This window comes from Methylocella tundrae, from assembly GCF_038024855.1.
GTDB classification, from domain to species: Bacteria; Pseudomonadota; Alphaproteobacteria; order Rhizobiales; family Beijerinckiaceae; genus Methylocapsa; species Methylocapsa tundrae.
Genome location: NZ_CP139089.1, coordinates 3835091 through 3852006, shown reverse-complemented (window position 1 = coordinate 3852006; position 16916 = coordinate 3835091). Strand labels below are relative to the sequence as shown.

Here is a 16916-nt window from a genome sequence, read left to right as displayed (position 1 = left end):
GTCGCCGCATTCGTCGAAACGACGTCGATTTGATGGCTGGAATGCGAAATCTTTGCCATTGATCTGGAACAAACCGCACAGCTTGGGCGTTGGATTGGCAGTCTTATGTCCTCGATGCTGTTGGACGGGGGTTTTTGGCAATGGTCATGATAAAGAACGTTCTTTTTTCCGCGGCCGCAGCCGCCGTGCTGATGGCGACGGGCGCGCAGGCTTTTGACTCTGGGTCCTCCTCCAGCCTCGTGCGGGGACAGGGGCAGCCGGCGGCGCAGACGCAGCAAGCCAGTCTTCCAACCGAGCTCAACCGCGAGGTCGCGCCGACGCGCGCGCTGGTGCCAGATCCAACCGAGGAAAAGCCCGGCACGATCACGATCGACACCAAGAATCGCTATCTTTATCTCTCGCTCGAAGGCGGTCAGGCGATGCGCTATGACGTCGGCGTCGGCCGCGATGGCTTTGGCTGGCAAGGACGCGCCTATATCGGACGCCGCGCCGAATGGCCGACGTGGACGCCGCCCGCCGCCATGCTGAAGCGCCGCCCCGAGCTGCCGAGAACGATGGTTGGCGGCATCGCCAATCCCCTCGGCGCGCGCGCGATGTATCTTTACAATGGCCACGGCGACACGATGTATCGCATCCACGGCACCAACGAGCCGGATACGATCGGCCAGGCGGTCTCGTCGGGCTGCATCCGGCTGCTCAACGACGACGTCGTCGACCTTTACGAGCGCGTCAAAGTCGGCGCTCCGGTCGTCGTTCTCTGAACAACCCACATTACCTGAGCGCAGCGGCCCTCCTGGCCGCTGTTAGCTTGCCGGACGCGCGCTTTGAGGCGTGAAAAACGCGGTCATTTCGCCGCATCTAAGGCGAGCGTCACATGAATGATATCGTCTTCGCGACGCAGCCTCACCGGCGCGTCGGCATGGCGGAAGACGGCGAGCATCGGCTGGTTGTCAGCCAGCACATCGGCTTCCAGCCGCGCGACGCCTTTTTGCCGCGCAATCTCAATGAGCCGCCGCAAGAGGTCGCTCGCGAGGCCAAGCCCCTGATATTCCTCTTCCACCGTAAAGGCGAGGTCGGCGCTATTCAGCGGATGGGCCGGATCGATCGCGAAGTAACTCGCTCCGCCGATAACCATCTCGTCTTCGCCTTTGCCGGTCGTGACCAGCAAAGCGACATCGCGATCAAAGTCGACCCCCGTTATATGGGAGAGTTCGGCGTCGCTGACGTCGCTCTTGTGCCCGAAGAACCGGCTATAGACCGTATCGGGACTAAGACCCTTGAATGCCTTGTGAATTTTAGGCCCGTCGTCAGGGCGGACCGCCCGGACGGCGACGATCGTTCCATCCTTCAGGGTCCTTTCGGCGAGATAGTTTCGTAGCTGCTCCACGCTCATCCTCCAGCGCGCCGCGCCCCGGCGACCGGGACGGCGCAGGTCCCATCACGGCGACGCGGAACCATCGAATTTTCTCCTCGGCCGCGTCTTAGCCTCATGCGTCGTCGCGCGCCGACGCTGATGCGAGACTTGTCGCAAAGGGATCGACGCCTTTGAGCGAACCTGGAACAAAGGCGTCGAACGCCGCCCAGAACTGTTCGCGTATGGCGTCCCTTTCGAGCATGATCTCGTGTTGCGCGTGGCGCAGCGTAATGCAGCGGCCGGCCTTCAACCGGCTGGCGAATGCTTCCGTCGCCCGCGTGTCGACAACGGCGTCCGCGCCGGCGCCGATGATCAGGACCGGCGTCAAAACCCGGCGGGGATATTCCGCGTCCCTGAAACGCCCCATCAGGCGAAACGCCGCATTGGCCCAACCGATCGTCGGGGCGCCAATTGCAATCTCCGGCCAGGCCGCGACGACCGATGCGACACGGCCGAAGCGAAGATGGTCCGAGGTCAGGACATTTCCGCTAAAGGATCGCGCCAGATACGGCGTTGCGCCGCCCGCCCCCGGCGCGAAAGCGCGGCCAAGGCCGAGCCCGGCAAGGCCGCGCGCAAGCCCATGTGCAAGTCGGGCGAAGCGAAGCTGATAGAGATCGATCATCGGAGCGGTGAGCACAATGCGCTCGAAGGCCGAGCGCCCGGCGCGCGCCTGATCGAGCAGAATGGCGCCGGCCATCGAATGGCCGAGCGCAAAAAACGGCAGCCGTCCGAACGGTTCGAGGATTTCGCTACGCAAGGCTTCGAGATCATGTTGATAAGCGGAAAAATGCCCGACATGGCCCTTCCCGGGGTGCGAAGTCAGGCGATCCGAGCCGCCTTGCCCGCGCCAGTCCATGACGACGACGTCGAAGTTCCGGGCGAGCAATTCCGCGACGACCTCAGCATATTTTTCGATGAATTCGGCCCGGCCGGGAAGGATCGTCACGGTGCCGGCGCATGTCTCGCCGCAACTCCACCGCGCGACGCGCAGAGCGATACCGTCCTTCGTCCGGATCCGGGACACGACGGCGCCAGGCGGGATGGGGTTCGCCTCGGTGATGCAAAGGTTCATCGTCCAATCCGTGTCAATCTTCGCAATTGGCTGAAGCCAGGCATCATTTCCGAAAAGCAGATGCCGGTTCCGCGAATGAAAATAATGCGAAATCAAAGAGTCCCAGGCAAGATTGAGTTGGCGCGCCAACGCAATCCGGCTTCGGTGAGCGCGCGCTCCCCGCCAATTTTTGAAGCAAGGCTTCGTCCCTCTTGCAACGGGCAGCCCATTTCTTACATCATTTTTGCGCGGGCCGCTTACGGACGCGCAAAGCCGGCCAGGTTTGGAGCAAGAAACTCCACGGTGGCCGCCTTGAGAACGTGTCGCTTCAATTCAAGGAGGATATGCAGATGCGCCAGTTTGATCTTTCTCCCCTTTATCGCTCGACGATTGGGTTCGACCGCCTGTTCAACATGATCGACCAGGCCGCCGGCTATGACGCCGCGCCGAGCTACCCGCCCTATGACATCGAACGCACGGGCGAAGATTCCTATCGGATTTCCATCGCCGTCGCGGGCTTTGCCGAAAAGGATCTCTCGGTCGAGACCCGGGATAATACTCTGAGCGTTCGCGGCGCGCGTGGCGCGCAGGCTGAAGGGGAAGCTCCCAAGGCCGAGGTGCTCTATCGCGGCATTGCGTCCCGCTCCTTCGAGCGCCGGTTCCAGCTCGCGGAGCATGTTCACGTAACCAACGCCAGCCTCGAAAACGGCCTGCTTCACATCGACCTGCTGCGGGAAGTTCCGGAAGCGCGCAAACCGCGTCAAATCCCGATCGGCGCGGCCAAGGCGGAAGCCGGCCCTCAGATCGTCTCAGCGCAGCAAGCCGCCTGATTTCCGCAAGATTGGAGTCAATCGGGCTGGAGGAAGATTGAATTCAGCCGAACCGAAGCTGGATCAGCTCTCTGTTCCGAAAGAAGAGTTCCCGCCGGGAGCGATTCGAGGCGCCTCATTCGAGGCGCCTTTTTTTTTTTGGATTCAAAGCTCAGCCTCCTGCGAGTGCGATCAGCTTTTCGACATCCGACGCCGAGGTTGCAAAGGACGTCACCAGCCGGACGAAGACTTCGTCTTCCGCGCGCTGCTCGCCGAAATCGCGCATGGTCCAGTCATAATAGCGAACGCCCGCCGCTCGCAGGGCCGCGTCGGTCTTCCCCGGCAGAAATGCAAAGACCTCATTCGCCTGCCTCGGCCAGGGCAGTCGCGCGCCTGGCGCCCTGGCGAGACCCGCCGCCAGACGGGCCGCATGCTCATTGGCTGTGCGGGCGTTGACGAGCCAATGGCCATCCTCGAGATAAGCCGCCATCTGCGCGCCGAGAAAACGCCCCTTCGAGACCGTATGGCCGCTCCGTTTGCGCTGAAAGGGCAGCGTGTGCGCCTTGGCTGGATCGAAAACGAGCACCGCCTCGCAGGCCAGCGCGCCGTTCTTCGTCGCCCCGAAGGAAAGCACGTCGATCCCGGCTTTCCAGCTCATTTCAGCAGGCGCGCAGTCAAGAGTCGTCAATGCGTTGGCGAAACGCGCGCCATCCATGTGCACGCCAAGGCCGGCTGCATGCGCGATCGCCGAAAGCTCGCCCAGCTCGCCGCAGCTATAGACGGCGCCGCACTCTGTCGCCTGAGACAGCGACAAAGCCGCGGGCTGGACCTGTTTCACGAGTCCGCGCGGAAAGGCTTTGAGAGCCGCCGAGAGATCCTTCGCCGCGATCTTGCCCGCGCGTCCCTTGACGCCGATCAGCTTCGCGCCTCCCGTGAACATTTCCGGCGCGCCGCATTCATCCTCCATGACATGCGCCGTCTCGTGACAGAAGACGGCTCCCCAGGGCGGGCAAAGAGCGCCGAGCGCGAGCGCGTTCGCGGCGGTGCCCGTCGCAACGAGAAAGACGGCGACATCGGTTTCGAAGACGGCGCTCAGGAGGGCGACGGCTTTGGCCGTGAACGGATCCGCGCCATAAGCGGGAGAGGCCCCCTGATTCGCCGCCATCATCGCGTTGAAGATCGGCTGACTGACGCCGGCGGCATTGTCGCTCGTAAAATCCATTGGGCCTCATAATTCTGGCAAGACGGCTCGCCGACCAACAGCAGAACGCTGCGGCGGTTATCGGTCAAGCTGGCGCGGCGTCGCGGGCGCAAGTTATGGCATCCAATTTGCTAAGATTGGCCAGGATTTGAGAAAATCAAACTCTATTGCGCCGCCATACTGAGGAAACGACGCCCATCGCGGCGCAGCCCTCTTGTTAACGCCGATCAAATGACCTATTTTCCCATTCCGGATAGGACAGTGATACTGACGTGTTTCCGCTATCCGCGGCGCGCCGGCCTGGCCATGTTCTCCATGGAAACATCTCCGTCTGGCGGCTCGGCGCAGGCTGAGCATTCTTCTCGCCTGCTTCCGGTCTTGTCGCGGACGCACGCTCGTTGAGGGTCGAAATAATAAGGGCTATCGTCCGCGGGCGATGCGACAGCGGCGAAAGACCGCGCGAGAGGAACCATGCGCGCCAAAGAGACCATGACCGAGGGCGATCCAATGCCGAAGCGATGCTGCGCGCTGACAGTTCAACCGGCTGCTCGCTGTTTCGCCGACGCCGGCCCGCTTCGCGAAGGGCCGTCGGCGGGCGCTTCACAATTCCTGAGAGAGGTAAGATATGACCGATTCCATTGACCCGGCCGCCTCCCGTCACTCCTCTCTCGCGTCGAGCGGCCTTGCTACGAGCGCTGTGGCCTTGAGCGCGCGCGATCCGGGACTGCCGCCAGAGCAAGGTCTTTATTCGCCCATGCGAGAGCACGACGCCTGCGGCGTTGGTTTCGTCGCGAATATGAATAACCGGAAGTCGCACGAGATCATTGAGATGGGACTTCAGATCCTGCTCAACATCGATCATCGCGGCGCGGTCGGGGCCGACCCCAAGGCCGGCGACGGCTGCGGCATGCTGGTGCAGATTCCGCACGAATTCTTCGCGGGGAAAGCGCGCGAGCTCGGGTTCGAACTGCCCGCGCCCGGCGAATACGCCATCGGCGCGCTATTTCTTCCGCGCGATCCCGAAGGGCGCAAAATCGTCGAGACCATCATCGAGAAAGTGATCGCCGATGAGGGCCAGATTTTTCTCGGCTGGCGCGACACGCCAATCGATTCTTCGGACCTCGGCGAGAGCGTCAAGCCGACCGAGCCGGTGAGCCGGCAGATTTTCATCCAGCGGGGCCCTCACGTCGAAGACCAGACAGCCTTCGAGAGGCGGCTTTTCATCCTGCGCAAAGTCATCTCGAATACCGTGCATGAGCTCGGCGACCCGCGGGTCTCGGGCTTTTATCCGGTTTCGCTGTCGTCGCGGACCGTAGTCTATAAGGGATTGCTGCTGGCCGGACAGCTCGGCCATTATTACAAGGATCTCGCCGACCCAAGCTTCGTCTCGGCGCTCGCATTGGTGCATCAGCGCTTTTCGACCAACACCTTCCCGACCTGGTCGCTGTCGCATCCCTACCGGATGGTCGCCCACAATGGCGAGATCAACACCCTGCGCGGCAACGTCAACTGGATGGCCGCGCGCCAGGCCTCGGTCGCGTCCGGCCTATTCGGCAATGACATTTCAAAGCTCTGGCCGATTTCCTATGAGGGCCAGTCCGATACGGCCTGTTTCGATAATGCGCTCGAATTCCTCGTGCAGGGGGGCTATTCGCTCGCCCATGCGATGATGATGCTGATTCCGGAAGCCTGGACCGGCAATCCTCTGATGAACGAGGCGCGGCGCGCCTTTTACGAATATCACGCCACCATGATGGAGCCGTGGGACGGCCCCGCCGCCGTCGCCTTCACGGACGGGCGGCAGATCGGCGCGACGCTCGATCGCAACGGCCTGCGGCCGGCGCGCTACATCGTCACCGACGACGGGCTGGTGGTGCTCGCCTCGGAAGTCGGCGTGCTGCCGATCCCGGAAGAGCGCATTATCGCCAAATGGCGCCTGCAGCCCGGCAAGATGCTGCTCGTCGATCTCGAGCAGGGCCGCATCATCTCCGATGACGAGATGAAAAATGCGCTTGCGACGTCGCATCCTTATGCCGAATGGCTGAAGAATACGCAGATCTTCCTCGAAGACCTCGCCCATGTCGAGCCGCGCTCGACCCGCACCGACGTGTCTTTGCTCGACCGTCAGCAGGCGTTCGGCTACACGCAGGAGGATCTCGCAATCCTGATGGCGCCGATGGCGGCGACCGGCCAGGAGGCCGTCGGTTCGATGGGGACGGACACGCCGATCTCGGCGCTGTCTTCAGGCTCAAAGCCGCTCTACACCTATTTCAAGCAGAATTTTGCCCAGGTGACCAACCCGCCGATCGATCCAATCCGCGAGGAGCTGGTGATGAGCCTCGTCTCCTTCATCGGGCCGCGGCCGAACATTCTGGATCATGAGGGCAATTCGAAGCTGAAGCGGCTCGAAGTCCGCCAGCCGATTCTGACCAACAGCGATCTCGAGAAGATCCGCTCGATCGGCCATTTGGAGGAAGCCTTCGACACCAAGACGCTGGACATCACCTATAAGGCGGAAGCGGGCGCCGATGGCATGGGCGAAGCTCTGGCGCGCCTTGGCGATCGCGCCGATCAGGCGGTGAAAAGCGGCTTCAACATCATCATTCTGTCCGATCGCCTCGCCGGCCCCGACCGCATTCCGATCCCGGCTCTGCTCGCGACCGCCGCCGTGCATCATCATCTGATTCGCAAGGGACTTCGCACGTCGGTCGGCCTCGTCGTCGAGACAGGCGAAGCGCGAGAGGTGCATCATTTCGCGCTGCTCGCAGGCTATGGCGCGGAGGCGATCAATCCCTATCTCGCCTTCGAGACGATCGCCGCCATGGCGGACGAGTTCCCGGAAGAAGTCGATGGTTATGAGGCGTGCAAGCGCTTCATCAAATCGATCGACAAGGGCTTGCTCAAAGTCATGTCGAAGATGGGCATTTCGACCTACCAGTCCTATTGCGGCGCGCAGATCTTCGACGCGGTCGGCCTCGCCGATGATTTCGTGGCGAAATATTTCACCGGCACGGCGACGCAGATCGGCGGCGTCGGCCTCGCCGAGATCGCGCAGGAAACGGTGCGCCGGCACAAGGATGCGTTCGGCGATTCGCCCGTCTATCGCAACGCGCTGAGCGTTGGCGGCGATTACGCCTACCGCATTCGCGGCGAGGCGCATTCCTGGTCGCCGCAATCGGTGACGCTGCTGCAGCATGCTGTGCGCGGCAACAACCCCGAGACCTACAAAGCCTATGCCGCGCTTCTGAACGACGAGAGCGAACAGCCTCTGACCATCCGGTCTTTGTTCCGCATCAAATCGGCGGAGGAAGACGGCCGCTCGCCCGTGCCGATCGAGGAGGTCGAATCCGCCGCGACGATCGTGCGGCGCTTCGCCACCGGCGCCATGTCCTATGGCTCGATTTCGCGCGAGGCTCACACCACGCTGGCGATCGCCATGAACCGCATCGGCGGCAAGTCGAACACCGGCGAAGGCGGCGAGGAATCCGATCGCTACAAGCCGCTGCCCAATGGCGATTCCATGCGCTCCGCCATCAAGCAGGTGGCCTCCGGACGGTTCGGCGTCACCACCGAATATCTCATCAACGCCGACATGATTCAGATCAAGATGGCGCAGGGCGCAAAACCCGGCGAAGGCGGACAATTGCCCGGCCACAAGGTCGACGCGGTGATCGCCAAGGTGCGCCATTCTACGCAGGGCGTCGGACTGATTTCACCGCCGCCCCATCACGACATCTATTCGATCGAGGATCTGGCGCAGCTCATCTCGGATCTGAAAAACGTCAATCCGCAGGCGCTCGTCTCGGTCAAGCTCGTGTCGGAGGTCGGCGTCGGCACGGTCGCCGCCGGCGTCTCGAAGGCGCGGGCGGATCATGTCACAATCTCCGGCTTCGAGGGCGGCACGGGCGCCTCGCCCCTGACCTCGATCAAACACGCCGGCAGCCCGTGGGAGATCGGCCTCGCCGAAACGCAGCAGACGCTCGTCCTCAACCGGCTGCGCTCGCGCATTGCGGTGCAGGTCGACGGGGGCCTGCGCACCGGCCGGGACGTCATCATCGGCGCTCTGCTCGGCGCCGATGAATTCGGCTTCGCCACCGCGCCGCTCATCGCCGCCGGCTGCATCATGATGCGCAAATGCCATCTGAACACGTGCCCGGTCGGCGTCGCGACGCAGGATCCGGTGCTGCGCAGACGCTTCGTCGGCCTGCCCGAACATGTCATCAATTTCTTCTTCTTCGTCGCCGAGGAAGTGCGCGGATTGATGGCGCAGATGGGCTATCGCAGCTTCGATGAGATGATCGGTCAGATGCAAATGCTCGACAGGCAAAAGGCGATCGCCCACTGGAAGGCGCGCGGGCTCGATTTCTCGAAGCTCTTCCATAAGCCGCAGCCGGCGCCAAACCAGACGATCTATCATTCGATCACGCAGAACCACGGGCTCGACAAGGCGCTCGACCGCAAGCTGATCGAGCAGGCCAAGCCCGCGCTCGAGACGCGCGCGAAAGTCGTCATCGAAACGCCGATCCACAACACCGACCGCACCACCGGCGGCATGTTGTCGGGCGAGATCGCGAAGCGATACGGCCATGCGGGGCTGCCGCGCGACACGATCCATATCCTCGCCAAGGGAACCGCGGGACAAAGCTTCGGCGCCTGGCTGGCGGCGGGCGTCACGCTTGAACTCGAAGGTCAGGCGAACGACTATGTCGGCAAGGGATTGTCCGGCGGCCGGATCGTCATTCGTCCGCCGGCGGGTTCACGCATCGCTGCGACGGATGCCATTATCGTCGGCAACACGGCCCTCTATGGCGCAATCGCGGGAGAGAGCTATTTCAGCGGCGTCGCGGGCGAGCGCTTCGCGGTGCGCAATTCCGGCGCGGTGGCGGTTGTTGAGGGCGTCGGCGATCACGGCTGCGAATATATGACGGGCGGCATTGTCGTCGTCATCGGCCAGACGGGACGCAATTTCGCGGCCGGCATGTCGGGCGGCATCGCCTATGTGCTCGACGAGGAAGGCACATTTGCCGAGCGCTGCAACCTTGCAATGGTCGAACTGCAGCCTGTCGCCGATGAAGAAGAAGTGATGCAAAACAGCTATCACCAGGGCGGCGATCTCGACGCCCACGGCCGCGTCGACGTGATGAGCGACATGACCCGCTATGACGCCGAGCGTCTCCATCAGCTGATCTCGCAACATGCCGCCAACACCGGTTCGGAGCGGGCCAAGCTGATCCTCGACCATTGGGACGAGTACAAAAACAAATTCCGCAAAGTGATGCCGGTGGAATATCGCCGCGCCATCGAAGAAATGAAATTGGAGCAGGGTCAGGCGCTTCTCGCGACGGTTGGAATCTAGGGAAAACAGGCGCGCTTCATCGGCCGTTTTCCGGCTTGACACAGGCGCAAATCCTGCATGTTCATCAGCTCGCGTTTGGGCCTTGCGGGGTTGAACGCAGGCTGAAGCGTGACCATCGCGAGTTGCGGGCGACAACGTCCGGCAGAGAGGCTTTTATGGGCAAGGTGACAGGATTCTTGGAAATCGACCGGCGCGACCGGCGCTATGCGCCCGCTTCCGACCGAATTCGCCACTATAAGGAGTTCGTGATCCCGCTGTCCGAAGAGGCGACGAAGGATCAGGCGGCCCGCTGCATGAATTGCGGCATCCCTTATTGTCATACCGGCTGCCCAGTCAACAATCAGATCCCGGACTGGAACGATCTCGTCTATCGTTCCGATTGGGAGGAAGCTTCCCGTAACCTCCACTCCACAAATAATTTTCCCGAGTTTACCGGCCGCGTCTGCCCCGCGCCTTGCGAAGCCTCATGCACTCTGAACCTCGCCGATACCCCGGTGACGATCAAGACGATCGAATGCGCCATCGTCGATCGCGCTTGGGCCAACGGCTGGCTGCCGCCTGAAATTTCTTCCGTCCGGACTGGCAAGAAAATCGCCGTCGTCGGCTCCGGTCCCGCCGGCCTCGCCTGCGCCCAGCAACTCGCAAGGGTTGGACATGAGGTGCATGTTTTCGAGAAGAACGCCAAGCCGGGCGGCCTGCTGCGCTATGGCATTCCCGATTTCAAGATGGAGAAGCATCTGATCGACCGCCGCGTCGATCAGATGCAGGCGGAAGGCGTCGAGTTCCGCGTCAACGTCAATGTCGGCGTCGACATCGAGGCCTCGGCCCTGCTCAATGACTATGACGCCATCGTTCTCTCGGGCGGCGCCGAAAAGCCGCGCGATCTTCCGATCCCGGGCCGCGATCTCTCCGGCGTGCATTTCGCGATGGACTTTCTGCCGCAGCAAAATCGCCGCGTCAGCAGGGAGCCCGTCCAGAGCAATGAGCCGATCCTCGCGGCGGCGAAACATGTCGTCGTCATTGGCGGCGGCGATACAGGCTCGGACTGCATCGGGACTTCGATCCGTCAAGGTGCGCTGTCGGTAACGCAACTCGAAATCATGCCGATTCCCCCTGACAAGGAAAACAAGCTGCTGACCTGGCCCAACTGGCCCTTGAAGCTGCGCACCTCCTCCTCACAGGAAGAGGGCGCAAAACGCGAGTTTTCCGTGCTCACCAAAGCCATTCATGGCGAAGACGGCGTCGTCAAGAAGATCATCTGCGTCCACGTCGACGAGAAGCTGAAGGAAATCCCGGACAGCACGTTCGAGATCAGGGCCGATCTCGTGCTGCTTGCCATGGGCTTTGTTTCGCCTCTGCAGGACGGGCTTCTGAACAGCCTTGGCGTCAAGCTCGACCCACGCGGCAACGTGGCGGCGGACCAGATCGCCTACAAAACCTCCTTGCCAAAGGTCTTCGCCTGCGGCGACATGCGGCGCGGCCAATCGCTGGTGGTCTGGGCAATCCGCGAAGGACGCCAGGCGGCGCAGTCAGTCGACACATTCCTGATGGGCTCGAGCGTTCTGCCAAGGTAAGCCGCAACTCGCCAAGCATGATCGACGGAATTGGTCATCATGCTCGCTCAGCATGGGCTGGCATTGACAGACTGGCGCGGCGGCGACGGGGGGCGGCCGTAACACGCGCGCGTGTTGACGGCTCACCCACCCCGGCTCAGCTCATTCTACGACCACTCGCGTGCCGACGCCAACGCGCTGATAGAGATCAATGACGTCGGCGTTCATCATGCGGATGCAACCGGATGACACGGCCTTGCCGATTGTGTCCGGTTCATTGGTGCCATGGATGCGGAACAGCGTGTCCTTGTTCCCCTGAAACAGATAAAGCGCCCGCGCGCCGAGCGGATTTTCAAGGCCGCCGTCCATCGATTCAGGAAGGTCCGGCCGGCGCTGCAGCATTTCCTTTGGCGGAGTCCAGCGTGGCCATTCCGCCTTGCGGCCGACCCTCGCGCTGCCTTTCCATTCAAATCCCTGACGCCCGACTCCGATGCCATATTCGATCGCCTGCCCGTTCGGCCGGATCAGATAGAGATGGCGGCTGTGCGTATCGATGACGATCGTGCCAGGCGGTTGATTCGTCGGATTTTGGACCAGCATCGCCGTTCTTTGCGCGGCATTGACGCCGAGTTCGAGACCTTGCCGATCCTCGGAGCCGCCATATCCGGGCCTGTAGGCTTCGCCGCGCGGCTCGGAGTCGGGATAGGCGCCGCCATATGGTGGGTTTGGGCCGCCATAAGCGTAAGGGGCGTAAGGCCGCGCTCCCGGCGGCAGAGGATAATCCGGATAGGCCGGCAGGGGGGCCGGCGGGTAATAGGGATAGGGCTGATAGCCGGAATAGCTTCGCCACTGCGCCAGCGCAGGCTGAGGCGCTGAAGCGGTCGCGGCCGCCAACAGGACCGCCCCGGCCACGAGATGAAAAATCAATCTTGCTGTCCGCATCATGAAACTCAAGTTTGTTCAATGCGCGCGAGAATGACACGCGATGCGGCGGAAGAAAATGGCAAAAAGCCAGGCCGCGGTCACGATAGATGTCATGATCAATCAAACTGTTGCGAAGCTTTCGCCGCCTCGGCGCGAACGGTGAGAGCCGGCGTTTTGCCGGTTCGCCCATCCAGTCAAAGACGCGGACGCAACCGCGCGCCAGTCATGAAAAAGAGCGCATGACCCCTGCGATCATGCGCTCTTTCTCATTGTCGTCTCATCGCCGTCGCCCTTGTCAGACGCACGCCGTGAGCTTGACTGCTCAGTCCTGGGCCGCCGGAACAGCGGCTGGCAGCAGCGGGGTCGGCGCGGCCTCTCGCGATGTCTCGCCTTTTTGCGCCAGAATCAGCTCGTCGCGCATCGCCGCCACGCGCCGCAATTTGGCCATCGCCGCGCCGGTGCCCGCCGGGATCAGGCGACCGACGATGACGTTCTCCTTCAAGCCTTCGAGCGTGTCGGCCTTGCCGTTGACGGCGGCTTCGGTCAGCACGCGGGTCGTCTCCTGGAAGGAAGCGGCGGAGATGAACGAACGCGTCTGCAACGAGGCCTTGGTGATGCCGAGCAGAACCGGCGTGCCTGTTGCTGGCTTGCCGCCCTGTTCGAGCGCCTTGGCGTTGGCTTCCTCGAGTTCGACCTGATCGACCTGCTCATTTGCGAGAAAATCGGTGTCGCCGGGATCGACGATGTCAACCTTCTGCAACATTTGCCTGACGATCACTTCGATGTGCTTGTCGTTAATGGCGACGCCCTGCAGACGATAGACTTCCTGAATCTCGTTCACGAGATAAGCCGCGAGCTCCTCGACTCCCTTGATCGCCAGAATGTCGTGCGGCGCCGGATTGCCGTCGACGATGTAATCCCCCTTCTCCACGACGTCTCCGTCCTGAAGATGGATGTGTTTGCCTTTCGGGATCAGATATTCGATCGGCTCGGCGTCTTCCTCGTTCGGGATGATCGAGATGCGGGTCTTGTTCTTATAGTCGCGTCCGAACTGAACCGTGCCTGAGGCCTCGGCGATGATCGCATGATCCTTCGGCCGGCGCGCCTCGAACAATTCGGCGACGCGTGGCAGACCGCCGGTGATGTCGCGCGTCTTGGCTGACTCCATCGAGATGCGCGCGATGATGTCGCCGGCGCGTACAACGCCACCCGGATCAACGCCGATGATCGATTCGACCGGCAGCGTGTAGCGGGCGTCGCCGCCACGCTGCAGTTTGCTGATCTTGCCGTCGGCCGCCTTGATCACAATTGCGGGCTTCAACGTGGCGGAACGCTGGTTGAGGCGCCAGTCAATGACCATGCGCTTTGCAATGCCGGTCGCCTCGTCGACGGTCTCCGTCATGGAGGCTCCTTCGACAAGATCCTCGAATCCGATGAAGCCGTCGACCTCGGTCAGGATCGGCCGCGTATAGGGATCCCATTCGGCGATGCGCTGGCCGCGTTTGATCTGATCGCCCTCATCGACTTTCATCCGCGCGCCATACTGCACGCGGTGAACGGCGCGCTCCGTACCGTCGGAGCCCTCGATCACAACCGCGACATTGCGCGCCATGACCATCAGATCGCCATCGGTGTTGCGCGCCAGATGACGGTTGCGGATGCGCACGATCCCATCGAAATTGCTCTCGATGAAGGACTGATCCGCGATCTGCGCCGCGCCGCCGATGTGGAAGGTGCGCATCGTCAGCTGGGTGCCCGGCTCGCCGATGGATTGCGCCGCGATGACGCCCACTGCCTCGCCCATGTTGACAGGCGTGCCGCGCGCAAGATCGCGGCCATAGCATGTGCCGCAAACGCCGTTTTTCGCCTCGCAGGTCAGCACCGAACGAATCTTCACTTCCTGGATGCCGGCCGCATTGATGTGGTCGATATGCCATTCCTGAATCATCTCGCCGGTGGCGACAATGATATTGCCTTCAATATCCTTCAGATCCTCCGCCGCCGTGCGCCCAAGAATGCGGGTCGCGAGCGAGGCGACGACCTGTCCGGCGTCGATGATCGCGCGCATGCGGATGCCGCCTTTGGATCCGCAATCCAGCGTCGTGATGATCGAATCCTGCGCGACGTCGACGAGACGCCGGGTTAGATAGCCGGAGTTCGCGGTCTTCAAGGCGGTGTCGGCGAGACCCTTGCGGGCGCCATGCGTCGAGTTGAAGTACTCGAGCACGGTGAGGCCTTCCTTGAAGTTCGAGATGATCGGGCTCTCGATGATCTCGCCGGAGGGCTTGGCCATGAGGCCGCGCATTGCGGCGAGCTGCTTCATCTGCGTCGGCGAACCGCGCGCTCCCGAATGCGACATCATGTAGATGGAATTGATCGGCTTGTCGCGGCCGCTGTCGTCCTTCTGCACGGCGGAGATGCGCGCCATCATTTCTTCGGCGAGCTTGTCCGAGCATTTTGCCCAGGCGTCGACCACCTTGTTGTATTTCTCGCCCTGCGTGATCAGGCCGTCATTATACTGCTGCTCATATTCCTTGGCGAGCGCGCTCGTGTCGGCGATGATCTTCGGCTTCGTCTCCGGCACCACCATATCGTCCTTGCCGAACGAAATGCCGGCCTTGAAGGCCTCGCGGAAGCCGAGCGCCATGATGCGATCGCAGAAGATCACCGTCTCTTTCTGACCGCAGTTGCGGTAGACGACGTCGATCATGTTGGAGATTTCTTTCTTGGTCATGAGCTTGTTCACGACGTCGAAAGGAATCTTGGCGTGGTCCGGCATCAACTGCCCGAGGATCAGGCGGCCCGGCGTCGTGTCATAGATCTTCGACTGACGCTTGCCTTCGCTGTCATAGGTCCAGGCCCTGCCCTTGATCCGCGTATGCAGCGTGATCGCCTTGGAGAACAAGGCGTGCTCGACTTCGCCGATATTGGAAAAGGCCATGCCCTGACCGGGCTCGCCATCGCGCATCAGCGACACATAATAGAGGCCAAGCACGATATCCTGACTCGGCACGATGATCGGCAGACCATTGGCCGGATGCAGGATGTTGTTGGTCGACATCATGAGCACGCGCGCCTCGAGCTGCGCCTCGAGCGAGAGCGGGACATGCACCGCCATCTGATCGCCGTCGAAATCCGCGTTGAAGGCGGCGCAGACGAGAGGATGCAACTGGATCGCCTTACCTTCGATCAGCTTCGGCTCAAAGGCCTGAATGCCGAGACGATGCAAGGTCGGCGCGCGGTTCAGCATCACCGGATGTTCGCGGATGACCTCATCGAGGATATCCCAAACCTCGGGCTTTTCTTTCTCGACAAGCTTCTTCGCCTGCTTGACCGTGGCGGACAGACCCTTGGCGTCGAGGCGCGAGTAGATGAACGGCTTGAAAAGCTCGAGCGCCATCTTCTTCGGCAGGCCGCATTGGTGCAGTTTGAGATCGGGACCGACGACAATGACGGAGCGGCCCGAATAATCGACGCGCTTGCCGAGCAGGTTCTGCCGGAACCGGCCCTGCTTGCCTTTCAGCATGTCGGCGAGCGACTTCAGCGGCCGCTTGTTGGCGCCCGTGATGACGCGCCCGCGCCGGCCGTTGTCAAAGAGGGCGTCGACCGCCTCCTGCAACATGCGCTTTTCATTGCGCACGATGATGTCGGGCGCGCGCAGTTCGATCAGCCGCTTCAGACGGTTGTTGCGGTTGATGACGCGGCGATAGAGATCGTTGAGATCGGAGGTCGCGAAGCGGCCGCCATCGAGCGGGACGAGCGGGCGCAAGTCCGGCGGGATGACAGGAACTTCGGTCAGGATCATCCATTCCGGCTTGTTGCCAGAATGCATGAAGGCCTCGATGATCTTGAGCCGCTTGGCGAGCTTCTTCGGCTTCAGCTCGGTGGTCGACTGCGCGATTTCGATCTTGAGCTTCTCGGCGATCGTCGGCAGATCCATGTTGCGCAGGATCTCGCGGATCGCTTCCGCGCCAATCATCGCCGTGAAGGAATCCTGCCCGTACTCGTCCTGGGCCCGCAGATAATCCTCTTCATTGAGGAGCTGGCGGTCCTTCAGCGGCGTCAGGCCGGGATCGAGAACGATGTAGGATTCAAAATAAAGAATGCGCTCGAGATCCTTCAGCGTCATATCGAGCAGAAGGCCGATGCGCGAGGGCAGCGACTTCAAAAACCAGATATGCGCGACCGGCGCCGCGAGCGAGATGTGGCCCATGCGCTCGCGCCGCACGCGCGACAGAGTGACCTCGACGCCGCACTTCTCGCAGATGACGCCCTTATATTTCATCCGCTTGTACTTGCCGCACAAGCACTCGTAATCCTTGATCGGCCCGAAAATCCGGGCGCAGAAAAGCCCGTCGCGTTCCGGCTTGAAGGTGCGATAATTGATCGTCTCGGGCTTCTTGATCTCGCCGAACGACCAGGACAAAATCTTTTCGGGGCTGGCGATCGATATCTGGATCTGGTCGAAAGCCTGCGGCTGCACGACCGGATTGAAGAGATTCATGACCTCTTGATTCATTGCCATCTCCTGATGCTTGGACCCGCGCGCAACCGCTGCGAGGCCCCGTGCCGGAAACTAAAAAAATGAATAGAACGGCGCGCTGCGTC

The 16916-nt window shown here is 61.9% G+C and carries 9 protein-coding genes; 4 read left to right on the top strand and 5 right to left on the bottom strand.

The features are described 5' to 3' along the window. The first annotated feature begins 140 nt into the window (after positions 1 to 140). The gene (locus SIN04_RS19935; protein ID WP_134492110.1) at positions 141 to 761 is read left to right on the top strand and encodes a L,D-transpeptidase; all 621 of its coding nucleotides are present in this window, start codon (positions 141 to 143) and stop codon (positions 759 to 761) included. A gap of 83 nt (positions 762 to 844) precedes the next feature. On the opposite strand, the gene SIN04_RS19930 is transcribed toward SIN04_RS19935, so the two are convergent. After that, positions 845 to 1387, bottom strand: a complete 543-nt coding sequence (locus tag SIN04_RS19930; RefSeq protein WP_166796006.1) for a GNAT family N-acetyltransferase — start codon at positions 1385 to 1387, stop codon at positions 845 to 847. Positions 1388 to 1487: 100 nt separating this feature from the next. Then, a complete protein-coding gene (locus tag SIN04_RS19925) occupies positions 1488 to 2486 on the bottom strand; it encodes an alpha/beta fold hydrolase (RefSeq protein ID WP_134492105.1) in 999 nt (332 codons plus the stop codon). 329 nt (positions 2487 to 2815) lie between these two features. Here SIN04_RS19925 and SIN04_RS19920 point away from each other — a divergent pair, with 329 nt between their 5' ends. Continuing rightward, positions 2816 to 3295 (top strand): Hsp20 family protein, encoded by a 480-nt coding sequence (locus SIN04_RS19920; protein WP_134492103.1) that lies wholly within the window; start codon positions 2816 to 2818, stop codon positions 3293 to 3295. 151 nt (positions 3296 to 3446) lie between these two features. Here the strand turns inward: SIN04_RS19920 and SIN04_RS19915 are convergent, their stop codons facing one another. Beyond that, complete coding sequence (locus SIN04_RS19915; RefSeq protein ID WP_341264175.1) at positions 3447 to 4496, bottom strand: threonine aldolase family protein; 1050 nt, start codon at positions 4494 to 4496, stop codon at positions 3447 to 3449. A gap of 604 nt (positions 4497 to 5100) precedes the next feature. Here SIN04_RS19915 and gltB point away from each other — a divergent pair. Beyond that, positions 5101 to 9831, top strand: coding sequence for a glutamate synthase large subunit (gene gltB / locus SIN04_RS19910; protein ID WP_134492099.1), 4731 nt, complete (start codon positions 5101 to 5103; stop codon positions 9829 to 9831). A gap of 155 nt (positions 9832 to 9986) precedes the next feature. Continuing rightward, complete coding sequence (locus SIN04_RS19905) at positions 9987 to 11405, top strand: glutamate synthase subunit beta (RefSeq protein ID WP_134492097.1); 1419 nt, start codon at positions 9987 to 9989, stop codon at positions 11403 to 11405. Positions 11406 to 11546: 141 nt separating this feature from the next. Here the strand turns inward: SIN04_RS19905 and SIN04_RS19900 are convergent, their stop codons facing one another. Beyond that, positions 11547 to 12326 (bottom strand): L,D-transpeptidase, encoded by a 780-nt coding sequence (locus SIN04_RS19900; protein ID WP_423136039.1) that lies wholly within the window; start codon positions 12324 to 12326, stop codon positions 11547 to 11549. 304 nt (positions 12327 to 12630) lie between these two features. Continuing rightward, entirely contained in the window at positions 12631 to 16827 is a 4197-nt protein-coding gene (gene rpoC / locus SIN04_RS19895) for a DNA-directed RNA polymerase subunit beta' (RefSeq protein WP_134492095.1), read from the bottom strand. Between the last annotated feature and the right edge of the window lie 89 nt (positions 16828 to 16916).